At 38.7% G+C, this 18,793-nt stretch carries 13 protein-coding genes; 6 read left to right on the top strand and 7 right to left on the bottom strand.

The annotated features are described in order from the left end of the window. The first annotated feature begins 163 nt into the window (after positions 1-163). A complete protein-coding gene (locus IQ247_RS02160; protein WP_193916565.1) occupies positions 164-7,597 on the top strand; it encodes a DUF4347 domain-containing protein in 7,434 nt (2,477 codons plus the stop codon). A gap of 67 nt (positions 7,598-7,664) precedes the next feature. Here IQ247_RS02160 and dgt read toward each other — a convergent pair whose 3' ends face one another. Together dgt and ftsH are read right to left on the bottom strand one after the other, a co-directional pair. Beyond that, positions 7,665-8,984 carry a dGTP triphosphohydrolase gene (gene dgt, locus IQ247_RS02155; protein ID WP_228059411.1) on the bottom strand — a complete coding sequence of 440 codons (1,320 nt, stop codon included), beginning with the start codon at positions 8,982-8,984 and terminating at the stop codon, positions 7,665-7,667. A 239-nt stretch (positions 8,985-9,223) separates the two neighbouring features. Continuing rightward, positions 9,224-11,095 (bottom strand): ATP-dependent zinc metalloprotease FtsH, encoded by a 1,872-nt coding sequence (ftsH, locus tag IQ247_RS02150; protein ID WP_193916563.1) that lies wholly within the window; start codon positions 11,093-11,095, stop codon positions 9,224-9,226. 516 nt (positions 11,096-11,611) lie between these two features. On the opposite strand from ftsH, the gene IQ247_RS02145 reads away from it, so the two are divergent. Then, on the top strand, positions 11,612-11,911 hold the full coding sequence (locus tag IQ247_RS02145) for a BREX-1 system adenine-specific DNA-methyltransferase PglX (RefSeq protein WP_228059410.1): 300 nt from the start codon (positions 11,612-11,614) through the stop codon (positions 11,909-11,911). Here the strand turns inward: IQ247_RS02145 and IQ247_RS32290 are convergent. Together IQ247_RS32290 and IQ247_RS32285 are read right to left on the bottom strand one after the other, a co-directional pair. Next, on the bottom strand, positions 11,901-12,146 hold the full coding sequence (locus tag IQ247_RS32290) for a DUF4351 domain-containing protein (RefSeq protein WP_228059409.1): 246 nt from the start codon (positions 12,144-12,146) through the stop codon (positions 11,901-11,903). The two genes, IQ247_RS02145 and IQ247_RS32290, sit on opposite strands and share 11 nt — an antisense overlap. A gap of 5 nt (positions 12,147-12,151) precedes the next feature. Further along, positions 12,152-12,466 carry a DUF2887 domain-containing protein gene (locus tag IQ247_RS32285; protein ID WP_228059408.1) on the bottom strand — a complete coding sequence of 105 codons (315 nt, stop codon included), beginning with the start codon at positions 12,464-12,466 and terminating at the stop codon, positions 12,152-12,154. Positions 12,467-12,556: 90 nt separating this feature from the next. Here IQ247_RS32285 and IQ247_RS02135 point away from each other — a divergent pair, with 90 nt between their 5' ends. Beyond that, positions 12,557-12,943, top strand: a complete 387-nt coding sequence (locus tag IQ247_RS02135) for a PglZ domain-containing protein (protein WP_511023005.1) — start codon at positions 12,557-12,559, stop codon at positions 12,941-12,943. Positions 12,944-13,043: 100 nt separating this feature from the next. Beyond that, the gene (locus IQ247_RS32280; RefSeq protein ID WP_322745396.1) at positions 13,044-13,412 is read left to right on the top strand and encodes a S16 family serine protease; all 369 of its coding nucleotides are present in this window, start codon (positions 13,044-13,046) and stop codon (positions 13,410-13,412) included. Positions 13,413-13,672: 260 nt separating this feature from the next. On the opposite strand, the gene IQ247_RS02125 is transcribed toward IQ247_RS32280, so the two are convergent. Together IQ247_RS02125 and IQ247_RS02120 are read right to left on the bottom strand one after the other, a co-directional pair. Continuing rightward, a complete protein-coding gene (locus IQ247_RS02125; protein ID WP_193916560.1) occupies positions 13,673-14,203 on the bottom strand; it encodes a DUF6022 family protein in 531 nt (176 codons plus the stop codon). Positions 14,204-14,374: 171 nt separating this feature from the next. Continuing rightward, positions 14,375-15,208, bottom strand: coding sequence for a helix-turn-helix domain-containing protein (locus IQ247_RS02120; RefSeq protein ID WP_193916558.1), 834 nt, complete (start codon positions 15,206-15,208; stop codon positions 14,375-14,377). Between the two features lie 140 nt (positions 15,209-15,348). On the opposite strand from IQ247_RS02120, the gene IQ247_RS02115 reads away from it, so the two are divergent. Continuing rightward, positions 15,349-16,479 carry a BUD32 family EKC/KEOPS complex subunit gene (locus IQ247_RS02115; RefSeq protein ID WP_193916556.1) on the top strand — a complete coding sequence of 377 codons (1,131 nt, stop codon included), beginning with the start codon at positions 15,349-15,351 and terminating at the stop codon, positions 16,477-16,479. A gap of 93 nt (positions 16,480-16,572) precedes the next feature. On the opposite strand, the gene IQ247_RS02110 is transcribed toward IQ247_RS02115, so the two are convergent. Further along, the gene (locus IQ247_RS02110) at positions 16,573-17,439 is read right to left on the bottom strand and encodes a phosphotransferase (protein ID WP_193916554.1); all 867 of its coding nucleotides are present in this window, start codon (positions 17,437-17,439) and stop codon (positions 16,573-16,575) included. 91 nt (positions 17,440-17,530) lie between these two features. Here IQ247_RS02110 and IQ247_RS02105 point away from each other — a divergent pair, with 91 nt between their 5' ends. Beyond that, positions 17,531-18,469, top strand: coding sequence for an aminoglycoside phosphotransferase family protein (locus IQ247_RS02105; RefSeq protein ID WP_228059407.1), 939 nt, complete (start codon positions 17,531-17,533; stop codon positions 18,467-18,469). Positions 18,470-18,793 lie beyond the last annotated feature (324 nt).

Raw genomic sequence — 18,793 nt, 5'->3', positions numbered from 1 at the left:
TTCAGAAAATTTATCGATGTAATTTATACAATAAATCCGGAAAATAGTTATTAGATAATAAACCCGATTTTTTGAATAGCTGCGACTAGCTGCATTTTACAAGTAATTTTGAAAATAGTTTTAACGGAAGTACAAATTTTTAATCACTCATTTAAATAAGAACATGAATAATAAAAATACAAGCATTCTTTTCATTGACTCCTCAGTTGATAACTACGATTTTCTACTTGGAGGGGTTGTTGAAAATGTGGAAAAAATTGTCCTTGATGCCAAGCGCGATGGCATAAAACAAATCACCGATGTACTCGCACGGCGAAATGGAATTGAAACCGCTCACATTGTTTCTCATGGTTCACCCGGTTGTGTTTATCTGGGTAACACACAGTTAAGTCTGAGTACTTTTGAGTATTACAAGGAACAGCTAGGCAACTGGTGTCAAAACCTTTTTATCTACGGTTGTAATGTTGGTGCTGGAGATGCAGGGAAAGAATTTGTTGAAAAGTTGTATCGTTTGACTGGTGCGAACATTGCAGCATCTGCAACTAAAACGGGTAGTGTTGAACTAGGGGGAAATTGGGATTTAGAAATTAGAGTCGGAAGTGATTTTGTAGAGAATGACATTGCTTTAATATTTGAGCAACATACCCTTGCAGAATATAGTGGAGTATTTGCTCCTGGTGATTTGGATACCACATTTGGTAACGGTGGTAAGGTTTTTACAGATTTTAATAACGGTAATATTGATACCGCTTATGACATCGCCATTCAACCCGATGGTAAGATTCTGGTTGTCGGAGAAACTAGTAGAGGTACTGGTGACTTTGCGATCGCACGTTACAATCTAGATGGAACACTTGATTTAAGCTTCGGTAATAATGGAAAGGTAATTACTCAGATAAGTAGTGATACTGATACAGGTTACGATCTAGCAATCCAGTCAGATGGTAAAATTGTATTAGTTGGAAATACACAGAATGGAACCCAAGTAGATATTGCCATAGCACGCTACAACGCTGATGGTAGTTTAGATAATCAATTTGGTAATAGTGGTAAAGTTGTCACAGACTTTGAAAATAAAAATGATTACGTCAAGACTGTAGCTATTCAATCGGATGGCAAAATTATTGTTGGTGGAAGAATCCAAAGTAATAATACTCACCACGATCCAGATTTTGCTCTTATCCGCTATAACACTGATGGCACCTTAGATACAGGATTTGGTGTAGGTGGTAGAGTTATTACTGCCGTGACTAGTGGTCAAGATTTGATTGATACTATCATTATTCAGCCAGATGGTAAGATTTTAGCGGTGGGTTCTGCTGGTTTATCCGATTTTGCTTTAGTTAGTTATAACGTTGATGGTAGCTTAAATACTAGCTTTGGTAACGGTGGTAAGGTTCTTACTGATTTTGGGAATAAATGGGACTTCGGAAATTTTGCCGCGATTCAACCAGATGGAAAGATTGTGGTTGCTGGTTTTACAGGAGATATTGACGTTGAAGCTAGTTTTGCTTTAGCTCGTTACAATGCTGATGGTTCTTTAGATAGTAGTTTTGGTAATAATGGTAAGGTCGTTACAGCTATTGGTAATAGTTATGCTTGGGCTGAAAGTTTAGTAATTACCCCAAGTGGGAAAATAATTGTATCGGGAGTTGTGAGAACTAATGATAAGCATGATTTTACTGTAGTTGCTTATAATTCAGATGGCAGTTTAGACCAAAGTTTTGGTGATTCTGGCAAGGTTATAACGATTGCTAACCAATCTCGTTATAGTTACAGAGATACAAGCATGGCTCTTCAATCTGATGGCAAAATCATAGTCGCAGGTAGTGGCAATAATGATTTTACTCTGATGCGTTACGAAGGTTATTACAATCTTAATCTCACTTTATCTAACAGTAATCTCAACTATACTGAAAACGCTATTCAAATCATCGACGCTAATGCAACCCTCACAGATATCGACTCACCCAATTTTAATAACGGTAGTTTAACGGTTAAACTCGCATCAGGTAGTAGTCAAGATGACCGTTTATCAATCCGTAATCAAGGTACGCAATCCAATCAAATTAATCTGGAAAATACCACTGTTAAATACGGTGATCTAGAAATTGGTACTTTTAGCGGTGGTATAGGGACAACACAGCTAGTTATTAACTTTAATGCCAATGCAACTCCTGCTATGGTCCAAGAACTACTGCGTAATATTACTTATAGGAATTTGTCTGACAATCCAAGCGCTACTTTACGGACTGTAGAATTTATCGTCTCTGATGGAAGTGGTGGTGTGAGCGAAGCGGTAAGCAAAAGTATTAATATCACTGCTGTCAATGATGCTCCCAAGATTGATAATGTCATGTTGCGGGTGGATGAAAATGCTCGTAAAGGAACTGTTGTCGGTACTCTAACAGCTAATGATCCAGATGGAACTACTAATTTTTCCGATTGGAGACTGTGGAGGAATTCGCAAGATGATTTAGACGGTGATGGTGAAGCTGCCTTTGCAATTGACCCGAACACTGGCAGAATTACTGTTAATGATAGTGATGACCTTAATTACGAAAAAAGAACTTCTTATTCATTACAGGTAAGCGTTAGCGATGGTACACTTGGTAGTCTGCCTACACCAATTCCAATTTTAATTAATAATGTTAAAGGTGTCGATCAAATAGGTACTCCTGATAACGATAATTTGTATGGCACCCCGGAAGCTGAAATGATTCTGGGTAATGCTGGAAACGATAATATCTCTGGTGGCGGTGGAAATGATACGATTGATGGTGGTGAAGGTACCGATACGATTCGCGCAACCGTAAATGGTGATTTTCAACTCGATGATAATCAACTGAGAATTAATAGTCCTATAGAGCTTAGTATTAGCAGCATTAAAAGTATTGAACGTGCATCTTTAACAGGTGGAACAAGGAATAACATCATTGAAGCTAGAAGGTTTAGTGGTAATGTTTACCTTTCGGGTGAAGCTGGAAACGATACCTTAATTGGTGGTTGGGGTAATGATATCCTTAGCGGTGGTGAAGGTAACGATATTCTTGACGGTTTTGAAGGTATTGATACGGTTCGAGAATCTGCTGACGCTGATTTTACCTTGATAAATAATCGCCTTGAAAGTAAAGATTCAAAAACTCGAATCAATTTAGGCTCGGATCAACTTGTCAATATTGAAAGATTAATTATTACTGGTGGTGAAAGCAACAACATCATTGACGTAAAAAACTTTTACGGTGATGTGAATCTTGCGGGTGAAGGTGGTAGAGATAGCTTATTTGGTGGTTGGGGTAATGATATCCTTAGCGGTGGTGAAGGTGACGATACTTTTGATGGTGGAGCGGGTATTGATACAGTTCGAGAAAGTGCCGATGCTGATTTTATCTTGAACGGCGATCGCCTTAATAGTCAAGATTCAAAAACTCGAATATATTTAAGTTCGGATCGACTTTTCAACATTGAAAAATTATCTTTAACTGGTGGAGAAAGCAATAATAGGATTGAAGCTAGAAACTTTTATGGTGATGTGAATCTTGCGGGTGAAGCTGGAAACGATACTTTAATTGGTGGTCTGGGGAATGATATACTCAGCGGTGGTGAAGGTAATGATACTCTTGACGGTGGAGCGGGGATTGATACAGTTCGAGAAACTGCGGATGCTGATTTTCAGCTAGAAGATTTCCAACAAGATTCTCAGTTAAAAATTACCGATTCTAATACTGGTGGACAGTTGAGCATTGATCGACTCATAAATATTGAGCGAGTCCAATTAACTGGTGGTGAAAGCAATAATAAACTTGATGCTTCTCGCTTTAGTGGTAGTGTGAATCTTTCTGGAGAAGCTGGAAACGATAGCTTACTCGGCGGACGCGGAGATGATATTCTAAGTGGTGGTGAAGGTAGCGATACTATTGACGGTGGAGCAGGTATCGATACTTTACGAGAAACCGCAGATGTAAATATTAAACTGACAGAAAATCAACTTACTAGTAATGATGTCAAAACTGGAACTATAGCTATTGACAAGCTTTCAAATATTGAAAAAGCAGTATTAACTGGTGGTACAAGTAATAATATCATTGATGCGAAAGACTTTAAGGGTGATGTGAATCTTTCCGGAGAAGCTGGAAATGATAGCTTAATCGGTGGAAGCGGTGACGATATACTCAGCGGTGGTGAAGGTGATGATACTCTTGATGGTGGAGACGGTTTTGATACAGTTCGAGAAACTGCCGACGCTAACTTTGTATTTATTAGCGATCGCCTTGAAAGTCGAGATTCAAAAACTGGAACAAATTTAGGTAGAGACCAACTTTTAAGCATTGAACGATTAGTCATCACTGGTGGAGAAAGCAATAATCAAATTGAGTTATTCGGCTTTAATGGTGATGGAAATCTTTCAGGTGAAGCTGGAAATGATAGCTTATTTGGTGGTCGGGGAAATGATATACTCAGCGGTGGTATGGGTAATGATACTCTTGATGGTAGAGAAGGTATTGATACGGTTCGAGAAACTCAAGATGCTGATTTTATCTTGACAAACAATAATCTTGAAAGTCGGGATTCAAAAACTAAAATTCTTTTGGGTAGAGACCAACTTAAAAGTATTGAACGATTAATTCTCACTGGTGGAGATGGTAATAATACAATTGATGCAAGAAGCTTTGACGGTGATGTGAATCTTTCCGGTGAAGCTGGAAATGATAGCTTAGTTGGCGGACGCGGAAATGATATACTCAGCGGTGGTATAGGTAATGATACTCTTGACGGTGGTGACGGTTTTGATACGGTTCGAGAAAAAAACGATGCGAATTTTAGAATTATAAACAATAATCTGGAAAGTTACAATCAAAATACTTCTCAATTTTTAGGTAAAGACCTACTGATAAATATTGAAAGAATAATTATCACTGGTGGAGAAAGTAATAATTTTATTGATTTATCAAGCTTTAATGGTGATGTAAATCTTTCCGGTGAAGTTGGAAACGATACCTTAATTGGTGGTCGCGGCAATGATATACTCAGCGGTGGTGAAGGTTTTGATACTCTTGATGGTGGTGAAGGTTTTGATACTGTAAGAGAATCTGCTGATGCTGATTTTATCTTGACAAACAATGGTCTTGAAAGTCGAGATTTAAATAACAATATATTTTTGGGTAGAGACCAATTTTTGAGCATTGAAAGATTAATTCTCATTGGTGGAGAAAGCAACAATATCATTGATGTCAGAAACTTTGACGGTGATGTGAATCTTTCGGGTGAAGCTGGTAGAGATAGCTTGGTTGGTGGCTGGGGCAATGATATACTCAGCGGTGGTGCAGGTGATGATACTCTTGATGGTAGAGAAGGCTTTGATACGGTCAGAGAATCTGCTGATGTCGATTTTATCTTCAACGGCGATCGCCTTGAAAGTAAAGATTCAAATACTAATATATTTTTAGGTAGAGACCAACTTAAAAACATTGAAAGATTAATTCTCACTGGTGGCGAAAGCGATAATATCATTGATGTCAGAAACTTTGACGGTGATGTGAATCTTGCGGGTGAAGCTGGTAGAGATATTTTAATTGGTGGTCGCAGAAATGATACACTCAGCGGTGGTGCAGGTGATGATACTCTTGATGGTGGAGACGGTTTTGATACAGTTCGAGAAACTGCGGATGCTGATTTTCGGGTTATAAGTAGTCGTCTAGAAAGCATCGATTCCAAGACCAAAATATTTTTAGGTAGAGACGAACTTAGAAGCATTGAAAGATTAATTCTCACTGGTGGAGAAAGCAATAATATCATTGAGTTATTCGGCTTTAATGGTGATGGAAATCTTTCAGGTGAAGCTGGAAATGATAGTTTAGTTGGTGGTTGGGGAAATGATACAATCAGCGGTGGTGCAGGTGATGATACTCTTGATGGTAGAGAAGGTTTTGATACAGTTCGAGAAACTCAAGATGTTGATTTTATCTTGATAAATAATAGTCTTGAAAGTCGAGATTCAAAAACTAAAAGTCTTTTAGGTAGAGACGAACTTAGAAATATTGAACGATTAATTCTCACGGGTGGAGATGGTAATAATACAATTAATGCAAGCAGCTTTAATGGTGATGTGAATCTTGCGGGTGAAGCTGGAAATGATAGCTTAATTGCAGGTATAGGAGACGATACCCTCAGCGGTGGTGCAGGTAATGATACTCTTGATGGTGGAGCGGGTATTGATACGCTTCGAGAAACTCAAGATGTTGATTTTATCTTGATAAATGATGCTGTTGAAAGTCGAGATTCAAAAACTAAAAGTCTTTTAGGTAGAGACGAACTTAGAAATATTGAACGATTAATTCTCACTGGTGGAGATAGTAATAATACAATTAATGCAAGCAGCTTTAATGGTAATGTGAATCTTTCTGGTGAAGCTGGGAATGATAGCTTAACTGGTGGGATGAGAGACGATACGCTCAGCGGTGGTGAAGGTAACGATACTCTTGATGGTGGAGCGGGTATCAATACGTTACGGGAAACAGCAAATGTTAATTTATATCTGAGTGATAGTTATTTGGATTTTGTTGATCCACAATTTGGACGACAATTAAGTAGGGACGAAATTAGAAATATCCAACGTGCAATTTTAAGCGGTGGTAGTAACTCGAACAGAATTGATGCTTCTGGATTTAGTGGTAATACTTTCCTTTACGGAAATGAAGGTAATGATACTTTGATGGGTGGTGAAGGTGATGATAACCTTGATGGTGGTCAAGGAAACGATTCTCTCAATGGTGGAGCTGGTACCGATACGATTCGAGAAACTGGTGACGTTAACTTTATCTTGACAAATAATCAATTGGAAATTCGAGATATCAGAATTCCGATTAACTCCGAGATAGATCGACTTACAAGTATTGAACGAGCAATTTTAAGCGGTGGTGCTAGTAACAATATCATCGATGCTAGACAGTTTACTGGTAATGTTTTCCTTTACGGCAATGAAGGTAATGATAGTTTGATGGGTGGTGAAGGTGATGATAATCTTTATGGTGGTGAAGGAAGTGATACTCTCAATGGTGGAGCTGGTACCGATACGATTCGAGAAACTATAGATGGTGACTTTAGACTTGCCGATAATTATCTGGAAATTAATCAAGCTAACCCCCGGAGGTCTTGGGGTAGAGATACACTTTTTAGTATTGAACGTGCTGTATTGACTGGTGGAGAAAGTCGAAATGTGCTTGATGCTGGACAGTTTACTGGTCAAGTTTTCCTTTACGGACAAGGTGGAAATGATACGCTTTGGGGAGGAAGAGGAAATGATATTCTCAAAGGTGGGCAAGGTGATGATATTTTAGATGGTAGAGATGGTAACGACCGACTTTACGGTGAAGCTGGGAGAGATATTTTTGTAATTCGTTCCGGTATGGGTAGAGATACTATCTACGACTTTGAAGACGGTTTGGATAGATTGGGTTTATTTAACGGTTTGTCTTTTAATGATTTAGAAATTAGAGCAAGTGGAGATAGTACCAATATTCTGCAAGGAAATCAAGTTTTAGTAACTTTACTAAATGTCAACAGTAATTTGATTAGCCAAAGCGATTTTATTCTTTAAACCAGAGTTTAAAACCAAAATATGCGGAGACGTTGCATTGTAACGTCTCTAAATAATTAATATCTAATTACAAAGAAATTCCTTTAAGTTTCTTAAACATAGTTGTAGCGTAAGAATCAGTCATACCAGAAATAAAATCGGTGACTTGGAGAATTTTATGATAGCAATCTTGATGTTCACTAAATAGATATTGCTTTGGTATCATTTGTTTGAGAAATTTAGCTTTATCGCCTTTTGATAAAACTGCATCAGCAAATTCGGTAAATAAATGACCTAAAATTTCATGTCCAGCAATACGAGTACTAATAACATCTGGATGTTGAATTACTTTATTTTGCGTTTCTGAGCGGATTTTATCAAGTATAGCAGCGTATTTACTCACACATAGCAAATCGCGATCAAATTCACCAGTCAGTATTTCTGATTCTTTCAACAAAAATATATTTGCAGTCTCTTTTACAAGTTGATTAATAGCACGAGCGCGTAAATATTTGATTTCTTCTTCTTCAGTATTCGCTTGTCCTTTAATGTCAGATTCCGAACGTTGAGCAATAGCGTTGAGTAAATTTTTCGCATCTGTAAAAGGAATATATCTCATGCGAAATCCATCTTCTATATCTACTATTAAATAACAGATATCATCGGCAGCTTCCATTAAAAAAGCTAAGGGATGTCTTGCCCACCAAGCAACTTGATTACTACGGCGAATCAACCCTACCGTTTGAGCAACTTCTGCGAATAACTCTTTTTCTGATTGAAAGAAATTATATTTAGCAATACTTTTACCTCGATAACCATTAAGTATATATTCGGGAATATAAGATTCTTTGGGATACTTTGCCAAAGCTGCTAAAGTTGGACAACTAAGTTGCATTCCTCCTGTTCTCGGCTGCATTTCCAGATTACTAATAATCCGAAAACCTTGAGCATTCCCTTCAAATAAATTAAAATCAACTTCCTCAATATTACTGACAGAATTTTGTGTACTTGCATACCATCTTTTAAAACCACTTTGAATAGCATCCTCTCCTGAATGACCAAAAGGAGGATTGCCAATATCGTGAGCGAGACTTGCAGCAGAGACAATATCCCCGAAATCAGAAGGACTATAATCTTTGAGATTGTGTCTTTGAATAACTTCACTACCGACAATTGTACCCAGCGAACGACCAACACAGGAAACTTCAATACTATGAATTAACCGAGTACGTAAATAATCGTTTTTCGGTAGAGAATAAACTTGAGTTTTATCTTTTAACCGACGAAAAGGAGAAGAAAACACCAAGCGGTCATAATCTCTTTGAAAACAACTACGTGCAGACTCTGAGTCAATAGGACTACTTTTACCTAATCTTTGTCTCGTTAAAAGTTGCTGCCATTGCATCATAAAATATAATGTACGAGTATTGCTACGTAATGTTATATCTAATTATGTGAGTTAGGTGTAACATATAGAATACAAATCAGGTCAAAGGTTAGAGGTTAGAGGTCAAAGGTTAGAGGTCAAAATTCATCACTCCTAACTCCCCATCTCCCCCTTCGGGTTGCGCCACTTCTCTCAACGCGGGGAACCCGCGCACGAGAGTGGCTTACCATCTCCCCATCCCCCCATCCCCTTGTCCCTTCCTACGGTGCTTTTACTCTACTCAAATAAGAATGTAATTCATCCCCTTCTAATACTTCATGTTCTAGAAGATGCTGAGCTATTTCTTCGAGTAAGTCGCGATTGGTTTTGAGAATTAACAGCGCTTGATGATGAGCATTTTCAATCATTTCTTTGATTTCTTGATCGATCGCTCCTGCTACTATTGCACTTACTGGACGACGGGAATTAGAGGAACCATCTAAAAACGATGATTGCGGTTTTTCCATTGCGATCGGTCCTAAATTCTGACTCATTCCGTAAAGGGTAATTGCTTGTTCGGCTAAATCGGTGGCTTTTTGAATATCGTCGCTTGCACCTGTGGAAACTCTACCAAAAACGACTTCTTCAGCACTACGTCCTGCTAATAATGTTGTAATTCTAGCGCGTATTTCGTCTTCTAACATTAAAAAACGGTCTTCTTGTGGTAGCTGCAATGTGTATCCTAAAGCACCTGAGCCTCTAGGAACAATAGAAATTTTTTCTACTTCACCCGATACTAATGCACCAACTATTGCATGACCGGATTCGTGGTAAGCAACGATTTTTCGTTCAGTTTCGTTGAGTACGCGGGATTTCTTCTCTAAACCGCCGATTAACCTTTCAAAGGCTTCATTGAAATCCCCTATGGTTACCCTTTCCCGATTATTTCTAGCAGCTAACAACGCTGCTTCATTGACCAAATTGGCTAAATCCGCACCAGCAAAACCAATAGTACGAGCAGCAATTGTACTTAAATCAATGTTTTCTTGTAACTCAACTTTTTGCGTATGTACTTGTAAGATTGCTAAACGTCCTAATTTATCCGGACGGTCAATCACAACTTGTCTGTCAAAACGTCCGGGACGCAATAAAGCTTGGTCTAATATTTCCGGTCGGTTTGTAGCAGCGATGATAATTATCCCCGTATTCGGTTCAAAACCATCCATCTGGGTTAACATCTGATCGAGGGTTTGTTCCCGTTCGTCATTGCTTCCTGCAAACATTCCAGAACCACTTCTGGATTTACCAAAAGCATCTAATTCATCGATAAATACAATACAGGGAGACAACTGCTTGGCTTGTTCAAACAAATCTCGGACTCTTGCAGCACCTACCCCGACAAACATTTCAATGAATTCAGAACCGGAAATACTGATAAAAGGAACTCCCGCTTCTCCAGCAACAGCTTTTGCTAACAGAGTTTTACCAGTTCCAGGTGGTCCTATTAGCAAAACTCCTTTAGGAATTTTCGCTCCCAAACGAGTATAGCGATCGGGATTTTTGAGAAAATCTACTATTTCTTGTAACTCTGCTTTTGCTTCATCAATTCCCGCTACATCAGCAAAGGTAACATCAATTCCATTCGCACCTGCAATATAGACTCTCGCTTTACTTTTACCAGCGTTCAGAGGATTGTTTATACCTCCTCCAACTTGAGCGCGATTAGCTATCCAAGCTATCAATAAGAAAAGTAAAAACGGTGTTATAAACCAACCAAAAGCTGTAGATACCCAATTTCCTTCATTATTAGGTTTAACACTAAATTCTACATTGTTATCTTCCAACAACTTTGGTAAAGTTTGGTCATCTGTTATGGGAATAGTAACATAAGCTTGTTCGGGACGAGAAGATTTAGTCTCATCTAAATCCGTTTTCAAAAAGTATTCTACTCTATTATCACCTACTTTAACTTTGCCAACTTTACCTTCTCTTACCTGATTACGGAATTGACTATAAGGAACCTCAGTTTTACTCGGACTATTAAATAAAGGGAAAAAACCTATGAGTATAAACAACAATACAATCGTCACCAAACAGCCACCAAAGTTTCCTTGCGTTGGTGGATTTGGGTATCCATCCTTTTCAATTTCCATGTCTAGGTTTTACAGTAAAGTTAAGTAAAAAGGTTGTACAGCGAATCTTACTTATATTTACCCTGAATAAATAAATGACACTGCTATTTACTAGTGTAATTGGAAATTGTTATTACAAGTGTTAGCCTAATGACTGTTATATTTTCTCTGGCTATTTAGATGATTTCTTTTGTTTAATATTAATTGGATAAGTATAAATTAACTATTTAATATTATTTTTAGTTGAATTATTTGGTTTAATTGTCCAGATTATGTTGGGTTGTACCTGAGCCGCAGTTGATCTGAACCACACACTTAGTATTCTATGTCATTAAATTTAAATGTTTGTAGTTGGGATGCGCGTTCTTGATTTGAACGATAAAAGCTGCTAAGCAGCAAACCATTAAAACTAATGACATACACTACTAGCAGCTATCGAGATAATTACGAACGGTTGGTTTTTGCAAAAATGGTTATTTAGTAGCTAAAATAACATGGAAGTATGTCTCGCTATCTAGAAGAGGCTCTTATGAGATTGTGTGTTCTGCTATCAATATCTCCCGCCAAGACTGGAACAACTTTGAAACCTCCTGGGACTTCCAAACCCACCCCCTCCTCCGCAACAACACCCTCCACCTCAAACAAGCCTTCACAACGTGGGAAAACGAATCAGAAACCGCATTCCGCCAACTCCAACAACTCGAAGAAGAAAATAACCGCTACTGGATCGAAGCATACGGACTCCAAGACGAACTTACCCCCGAAGTACCCGACGAACAAATCACCATCCGTCGCGCAGACATCAACCGCGATATCCTTTCTCTCATCATTGATTAAACCAAGCATCTAAATCAGCCATACTGGTAAAATCAAGCAACGCTTCCCCTAAATTTTCCAACTGTTCCAAACAGAGGCAGTCAACTTGCGATCGCGAATCTTGCGGTAATTCTCCCACCCGTCTAGCCAATTGACGCAGAATCAGGGATTTTTCCCCTTCTGAGCGTCCTTCTTCTCTTCCTTCTTCCTTAATTTCCCGATAAACTCGTGTCTCTTTAAGTGTAATTCCTAACATTTCTTCTACCTCCCGTTGGCTTTTATTTTCAAATTTGTACAATACCTGATACTATTGCGGTAAAAATATAGTGAAGATTCGGCAAAAATCCTTTCATAAAGCTTTTCATCCTTTTGAAATTGCACCTCGCAGAAATAAACAACACCAGGATTTTCACTATCTGGAGGTAAAAATACACCATCGATTTCAAATTTTGGTTCCTTGACAGCTACCGAATCAAACCGATATTCAGATGGATTGACTGGTGGATTTGTCAATAACTCGAACAGTAAAGTTGGCGATTGTTGAAAAAGTTTATAGAAAATTGAATCTCGACGCATGGAGAATTTTACAAGAAGATTGCACCTTCTTGATTTTAAGCTTTAAGTGCATTGCTGTGAGGAAGTGAAAAAAAGACTCGGAAATAGGCGATCGATAGTTTATTAAACTTTTCTCTACCCTATGCAGAAAAAACCTTTGCTGTGATTCCGAAGGGTACATTACGCTTTGCCATCCAGGGAGCAGGTTCGCAATTTGTCCATGGTGGAGCATCTCTGCAAGAAATCTGTGTACCACTAATTACCTATCACCACAAACGAGCCACAAAAGATGATCAAGGATTAGCCCGAAAAGTTAACGTCCAAGTTAGTGCTAGAGAAAGAAGAGTAACGAATAATCGTTTTAGCTTGACATTAGTACAACAAAATGCAGTTGAAGGAAGATGGCGATCACGTCAAATAACGGTAGGTTTCTATTACACTTTATTAGCATCGGGGATAGCGGTATTATTGGTGCTTTTAAACTGGAATCCCAAGTAGTGCCAGGTCTATAAGACACGCACAGGTGTCGCAAACATAGCCAAAATTAAAGACAGTGCCAACATTGTCCTCAATTACTTTAAGGCGATCGCCTTAAAGTATTAGTAGTAATATTTACCCAAATAATTACGACTTTTTATTACAGTTACTTGACTTACAAGGAGTCGGAATACCCGCAGAAAGTGGACTAGCTTTATTTATCTCCTTATGTTCGGTAACACTCAAACGCAGCGTCCAAAACCAACTGACAATCTTTGGTGAAATGACTTTAGGAGGTACAATTACCCCCGTGAGTAATTTGGCTGGAAGCTTACAAGTTGCATTTGACGGAGGTGCAAAACGTATTCTCTTACCAATGTCTAATGCTGTTGATTTAGTCAGTGTTCCACCAGAATTATTTGCTAAATTTCAAACTTCATTTTATACCGACCCCATAGATGCAGTTTATAAAGCATTAGCAGTAGATTAAATATCAATTAAAAATCAAGCATTAAAGCCAAATAATTTGTAAAACCATCGTGAATGAGTTGTTGAGGTAACACCGATGGTATTAGACATCTCCGAAAAGAATGTAGAGACGCGAAATTTCGCGTCTCTACAAGGTTTCTGGATGACGCATAATTAATTTCCACCAGATGTCTATTGGTAAGTGGGTATGCCTTCATCAGCGCAATTAAATCAGGAGTTAGAGAAAAGCTAATAGCTATATTGATGAAATTTTAGCTTCATTTAAGCTTGTTTCTGCAAATATTCCTCATATTCAATTTGAAATTCTCGTGCATTTTGAAAATCAACAGAAAGTTGTGAAAGTGCAGCGACAACAGCATCTTTATCTGTTTGAACTAAAGCAATAATTCCCGGTTTTTGAGGAATACGAAACTCGTTATGGTCGTGAAAAGTAATCGTGACAATCGTACCTAACGAATTTCCTTTTGTTAACTTGATGGTACTCCACATCCAGCGTTGTTGATTTGTTTCTTCTTGATTTCCCCACTCTCTGGATATACTAAAATCACCAGGAAATCTGGGTTTTGGAGCTAAATTAAGTTGTTTTAGCTGGATGTGAATTGGTCGAAACAGCAAGTTTAAATAAGCTCCATAAGCCATATCTCCAGCTTTATTGAATGTACGCAATAATTTATCGTGATGTTTTTCTAGTAATATTTGCCAGTTTGCCTCTATGTGGCTTTCAATGTATTTACCAATGACAAAAATATCATCATTCTTGTTTTCTGCGAAAAATTCTAATAATGATTGCATCGTTGACAACCTTCCAATTAACTCAGTTCTTAATTGTGACGCATCATCAATAGAAAATATTGTAAAAAAATGACCAATGCTTCTTTGATGTTATAAGTAAAGCGGGCTGAACTCCGAAGGCAATCCAAAATCTATTAGCGTAGCTTTCCTGGGGACATAATCTAAAATTGCCTAACCTGAATTGGGTAGCAAGATATGACAGGGATGCAATCCTCGTTGTTTGAGATAGGTTGTGGGACAGCAACCGGCAAAACTACGGAAATCATGAATAAAATGCGCTTGATCGAAATAACCACAATTTAAAGCAATTTCACTCCAATCAACGGTTGTTTTTTCAGCCAAAAGGATCAGCAATCGTCGCAAGCGTTGAATGCGACAAAATAATTTAGGAGTCAATCCCACAACATCAGAAAATAATTGTCCAAAATAACGGTTACTAATCCCAATTTTATTTGTCACCTCATTAACCGTAGGTATGGGTGATTTTTGAAATTCACATAATGCAAAATCAATAATTGGATGCGATTTCTGTGATTGCATCATTCTGAAAAGAAAACGTTCCAAAACCAGAAAGCGAGCTTTTATTCTTGGCACTTTGAGCAAATTTTCTCGTAATTGTTCGGCATGAAAATTCCATAATTCCTCCAAAGATATGATTTGGTTGTATAATTCTTTGGCGGGAATTTGAAAAAATGGAACACTACCACCTGGTTGAAAACGCACACCCATCACCGATATCTGGCTGTGGTTGTCGATGATAAAGCTTTGGGATTGAATTCCACATAATCTGATGCTGCTCGTACTTCCACACTGTTCTCGACTGCTTGGATCGAACAATGGTATGGTGTCATAATCGAGATTTATGACTAATTCTATTGACCCAATCGGTAGTAATTTTACTTGTGATGAAGCTAAACTGTCACCTTCGCTCGACCAGAAAAATTTGACGAATTGGGATAATGGCGATTGTGGAATGTAAGTATGATAAATCGTAGTTTTTACCATCTTATTTGAATTTTTTTATACTTAAGTACTAATTTAATCGAAACAATTGCAGCCGATATCATAAACTCAGAGCAAATCCTAGCTAACATATCAATAAGTGATTAATAAAGCAAATGCCAGAAAATCTATAGCTAACAAGAATGCTTAAGAATCAGATAGAAATTAGAAAAAAGACATATTTCAACCTTAGTTCACAAATTGCTCAGTTGGATAATGCCCAATTGCGTTTTCTGTTTGATAGCGAGTTAAGTTTGGGTTGGGGACGAACTCACATAGTGACAATTGGAAAATCTCAGGTGTTTGTCAAACGGATTCCGGTTACGAATATCGAATATGACAACCAGTTCTCTACTAAAAACCTCTATAACCTACCGAGTTATTTTAACTACGGTCTCGGTTCTGCTGGTTTAGGGGTTGCTGGTTTGGGAGTTTTCCGTGAACTTGTGGCTCATATCAAGACTACTAATTGGGTATTGGAGGGAGCAATAACCACCTTCCCACTGATGTACCATTATCGAATTATTCCCTTTTCTGGACAGCGCATAAATGTGGATAAATCGCGTCTCAAAGGCTTTGTCGAATACTGGGGTAATAGTGTGAACGTTGGAAATTATATGTTAGATAGAGCTAATGCTAATCATGAGTTGGTTTTATTTCTAGAGTACATACCCGACGTTATAGAAACATGGCTATGGCAGAATCCTAGCAAACTCCAGAAATCTTTGCATGAATTGTATGCAACGATTAATTTCTTGAGGACTAAGGGAATCATCCACTTCGATGCACATTTTCGCAACATCCTCACCGACGGGGAGCAGATATATTTGACCGATTTTGGTTTGGCACTTGACAAGGGTTTTACTTTAACAAAACATGAAGAATGTTTTTTTAAAGAGAACACATTTTACGACTACGGAGAAATTTTGCGGAATCTCGGACATTTGATTCGAGCGTCTTATGATTCATCTTCGGAGAATCATAAACGCAAAATGGTCGAAAAATATGGTATAAAAGCAGGCTTAAAAAATTATCAATTGGGAAATATATTGCTTGACAACATTGAGCAGATATATACTGATAGGGACATCAACTTAGATGAATTTTATGTTACTAGCATAGTTAAATACCGCAGCATCATTATGCTGATGCGAAACTTCTTTATTGAAATATGGGAAAATAATCAGAAGGACACGAAATTTCCTCATGGAAAGCTACAGTTGCTGCTCGAAGAAACAGGCTTTCTTTCTGGTGTTGAATCCCACAGTGAATAGTTACAAATCTATGCAAAGCTGCGTGACTACCAAATGGCGGAATTTATTTGGGTTTGGCGATATTGTTTTGAAAGTAAAATCAAGTAATATTTTTTATCGATCGCCACGCAACTCATTCAGCATAGTTTGAGCATATTCAACCCAATCGGGGAACTCTGGTGATAACGAAAATACCCAGACAATCCCATGAATTTTTCGTAGTGTTTGGTATATTTCCAACATTTCCAAATCAGGAATATCACTGTAAGCTTTCCTACCCGCATCATCAAGATTAATTAAATCCCAACTAACCGAACCCATGCAGGTATCTTCAAAATCATTCCATACCAAGCCTTTCGCCGTAGGAATCAAATTATAAGCATGGGCATCACCGTGTAATGGTTGTAACGGCACCCTTGAATTGTTGAATTTACCTATCGATGTGTCGTAAGTTTCTCTCAATAACTGCAAATCCTCCGCACTCAAAATATTCCCAACCTGTTGCAAACGTTCAATTCCCCGTGGAATATCGTTGAATGGTGGTGCTAAAAGCGGCAACTCACCCGGATAATCTTTTAAAACCGCGTGCAATTCGGCAAGCATTTTTCCCACCGTTCCCGAGTCGGGTATGATATCCGATACCCGTGGAACGTACTGCCAAAAAGTCATAAATAATCCATCATGGCTGTGTACACCAGACGGTAAAAGGTCGCTAGGTGGCACAACGGGAGTATCTTTTGCTGCCAAAAACTCGGCAACTGCTATCTCGCGCAACAACCAAGATGCTATCGGGTAACGCAATATCGGGGTAAGCGTACTGACACGGACGACAATGGGAGCGGGTTGGAGATGGACGCGCACAGAATAGGCATCCGCCAGTATCTTCGGTTCATCAACGGTTATATCGTGTTTGGCAGCAACAGCCACCGATGCGGCAACTGCGCGATTTGTTAGGGCTTTACGGTCAAAACTTGCGAACATAAAAGCACACAAAAACATTTTTCTCTTGTAATACAAAGTATAATACAGTAGATTACAATTGTGGCGATCGCCATACCTCCAACTTGCAATTATGACGACAAAAATGCACGCGGATGAGATACATATTGATATATCTCTCGTAAAACACTTACTTAATACTCAATTTCCCCAGTGGGCAAACCAACCCATCCAACCAGTTCGCTCCTCTGGAACCGAAAATGTAATTTATCGTCTTGGTGCAAAGATGATGGTGCGACTCCCCCGCTACCCTGGTGCAACGAGGTCAATCGATAAGGAACATCTGTGGTTGCCCAAACTTGCTCCACTTCTACCATTATCGATTCCCGTACCACTTGCTAAGGGTATACCAGATAGAAATTATCCTTTTCACTGGTCGGTTTTTGAATGGATTGAAGGTGAGAATGCTAGCATCGACAGCATCGATAACCCATGTGATTCTGCGATCGCCCCAAGGGGGTGCAGCTTCGCTATCGCATTGGCTGAATTGATCATAGCCTTGCAAAAAATAGATACCACGGGCGCTCCCCTTGCAGTCAAGCATAACTTGCGTGGTGTTCCCCTGGTGACACGAGACACCGCAGTTCGCAAAGCAATTCATGCTCTACAGGACACAATTGATACCGATACTGTAACGAAGGTTTGGGAAACAGCCTTACAAGCACCCGATTGGAACCGTGAGCCAGTCTGGTTTCATGGAGACCTGTTACCAGGAAACCTGTTATTTAATCAGGGTCGCTTAAGTGCTGTAATCGACTTCGGTGGTTTGGGTGCGGGAGACCCGGCTTGTGATTTAATGATTGCCTGGGGTTTGTTGAGGAGTGAGAATCGGGAAGTTTTCCGCACAACACTGGGGGTTGATGATGCGACATGGATAAGAGGTCAGGGTCATGGATTATCCCAAGCGCTAATTTTTATTCCCTACTACATAAATACCAACCCTGTGGGAGTAAGTAATGCTCGAAGTGCGATTGCAGAAATTATCAAAGATTTTCGACGCGAGACTCGATAATAGTAACAAAAAAAATTGATGGAAGCGCTTATGGTTATTGAAAACTCAAAGATTAGTTGTGATGTGGGCTTTGCTTAATTTTCTTTAAATTCAATTGTGAGTAGAGTAAAGAAATAGTAGATTACACTCATCTGATATCGACCGAAAACAATGTACTCAAATGCGCTCCCGAAGGGCAAGGCTTCGCAAGAATCGGATTTTTGTACTTCCGTGCAATTATATGGCGATCGCAAATAGCAATATTTAGCCAAAACGCGCAATAATAAATAGACATCTGGTGGAAATTAAATATGCATCATCCAGAAACCTTGTAGAGACGCGAAC

The sequence above is a fragment of the Plectonema cf. radiosum LEGE 06105 genome, assembly GCF_015207665.1.
GTDB classification, from domain to species: domain Bacteria; phylum Cyanobacteriota; class Cyanobacteriia; order Cyanobacteriales; family Nostocaceae; genus Rivularia; species Rivularia radiosa_A.
The sequence above is the reverse complement of the archived record's forward strand: the minus strand, read 5'-3'. Positions and strand labels throughout refer to the sequence as shown.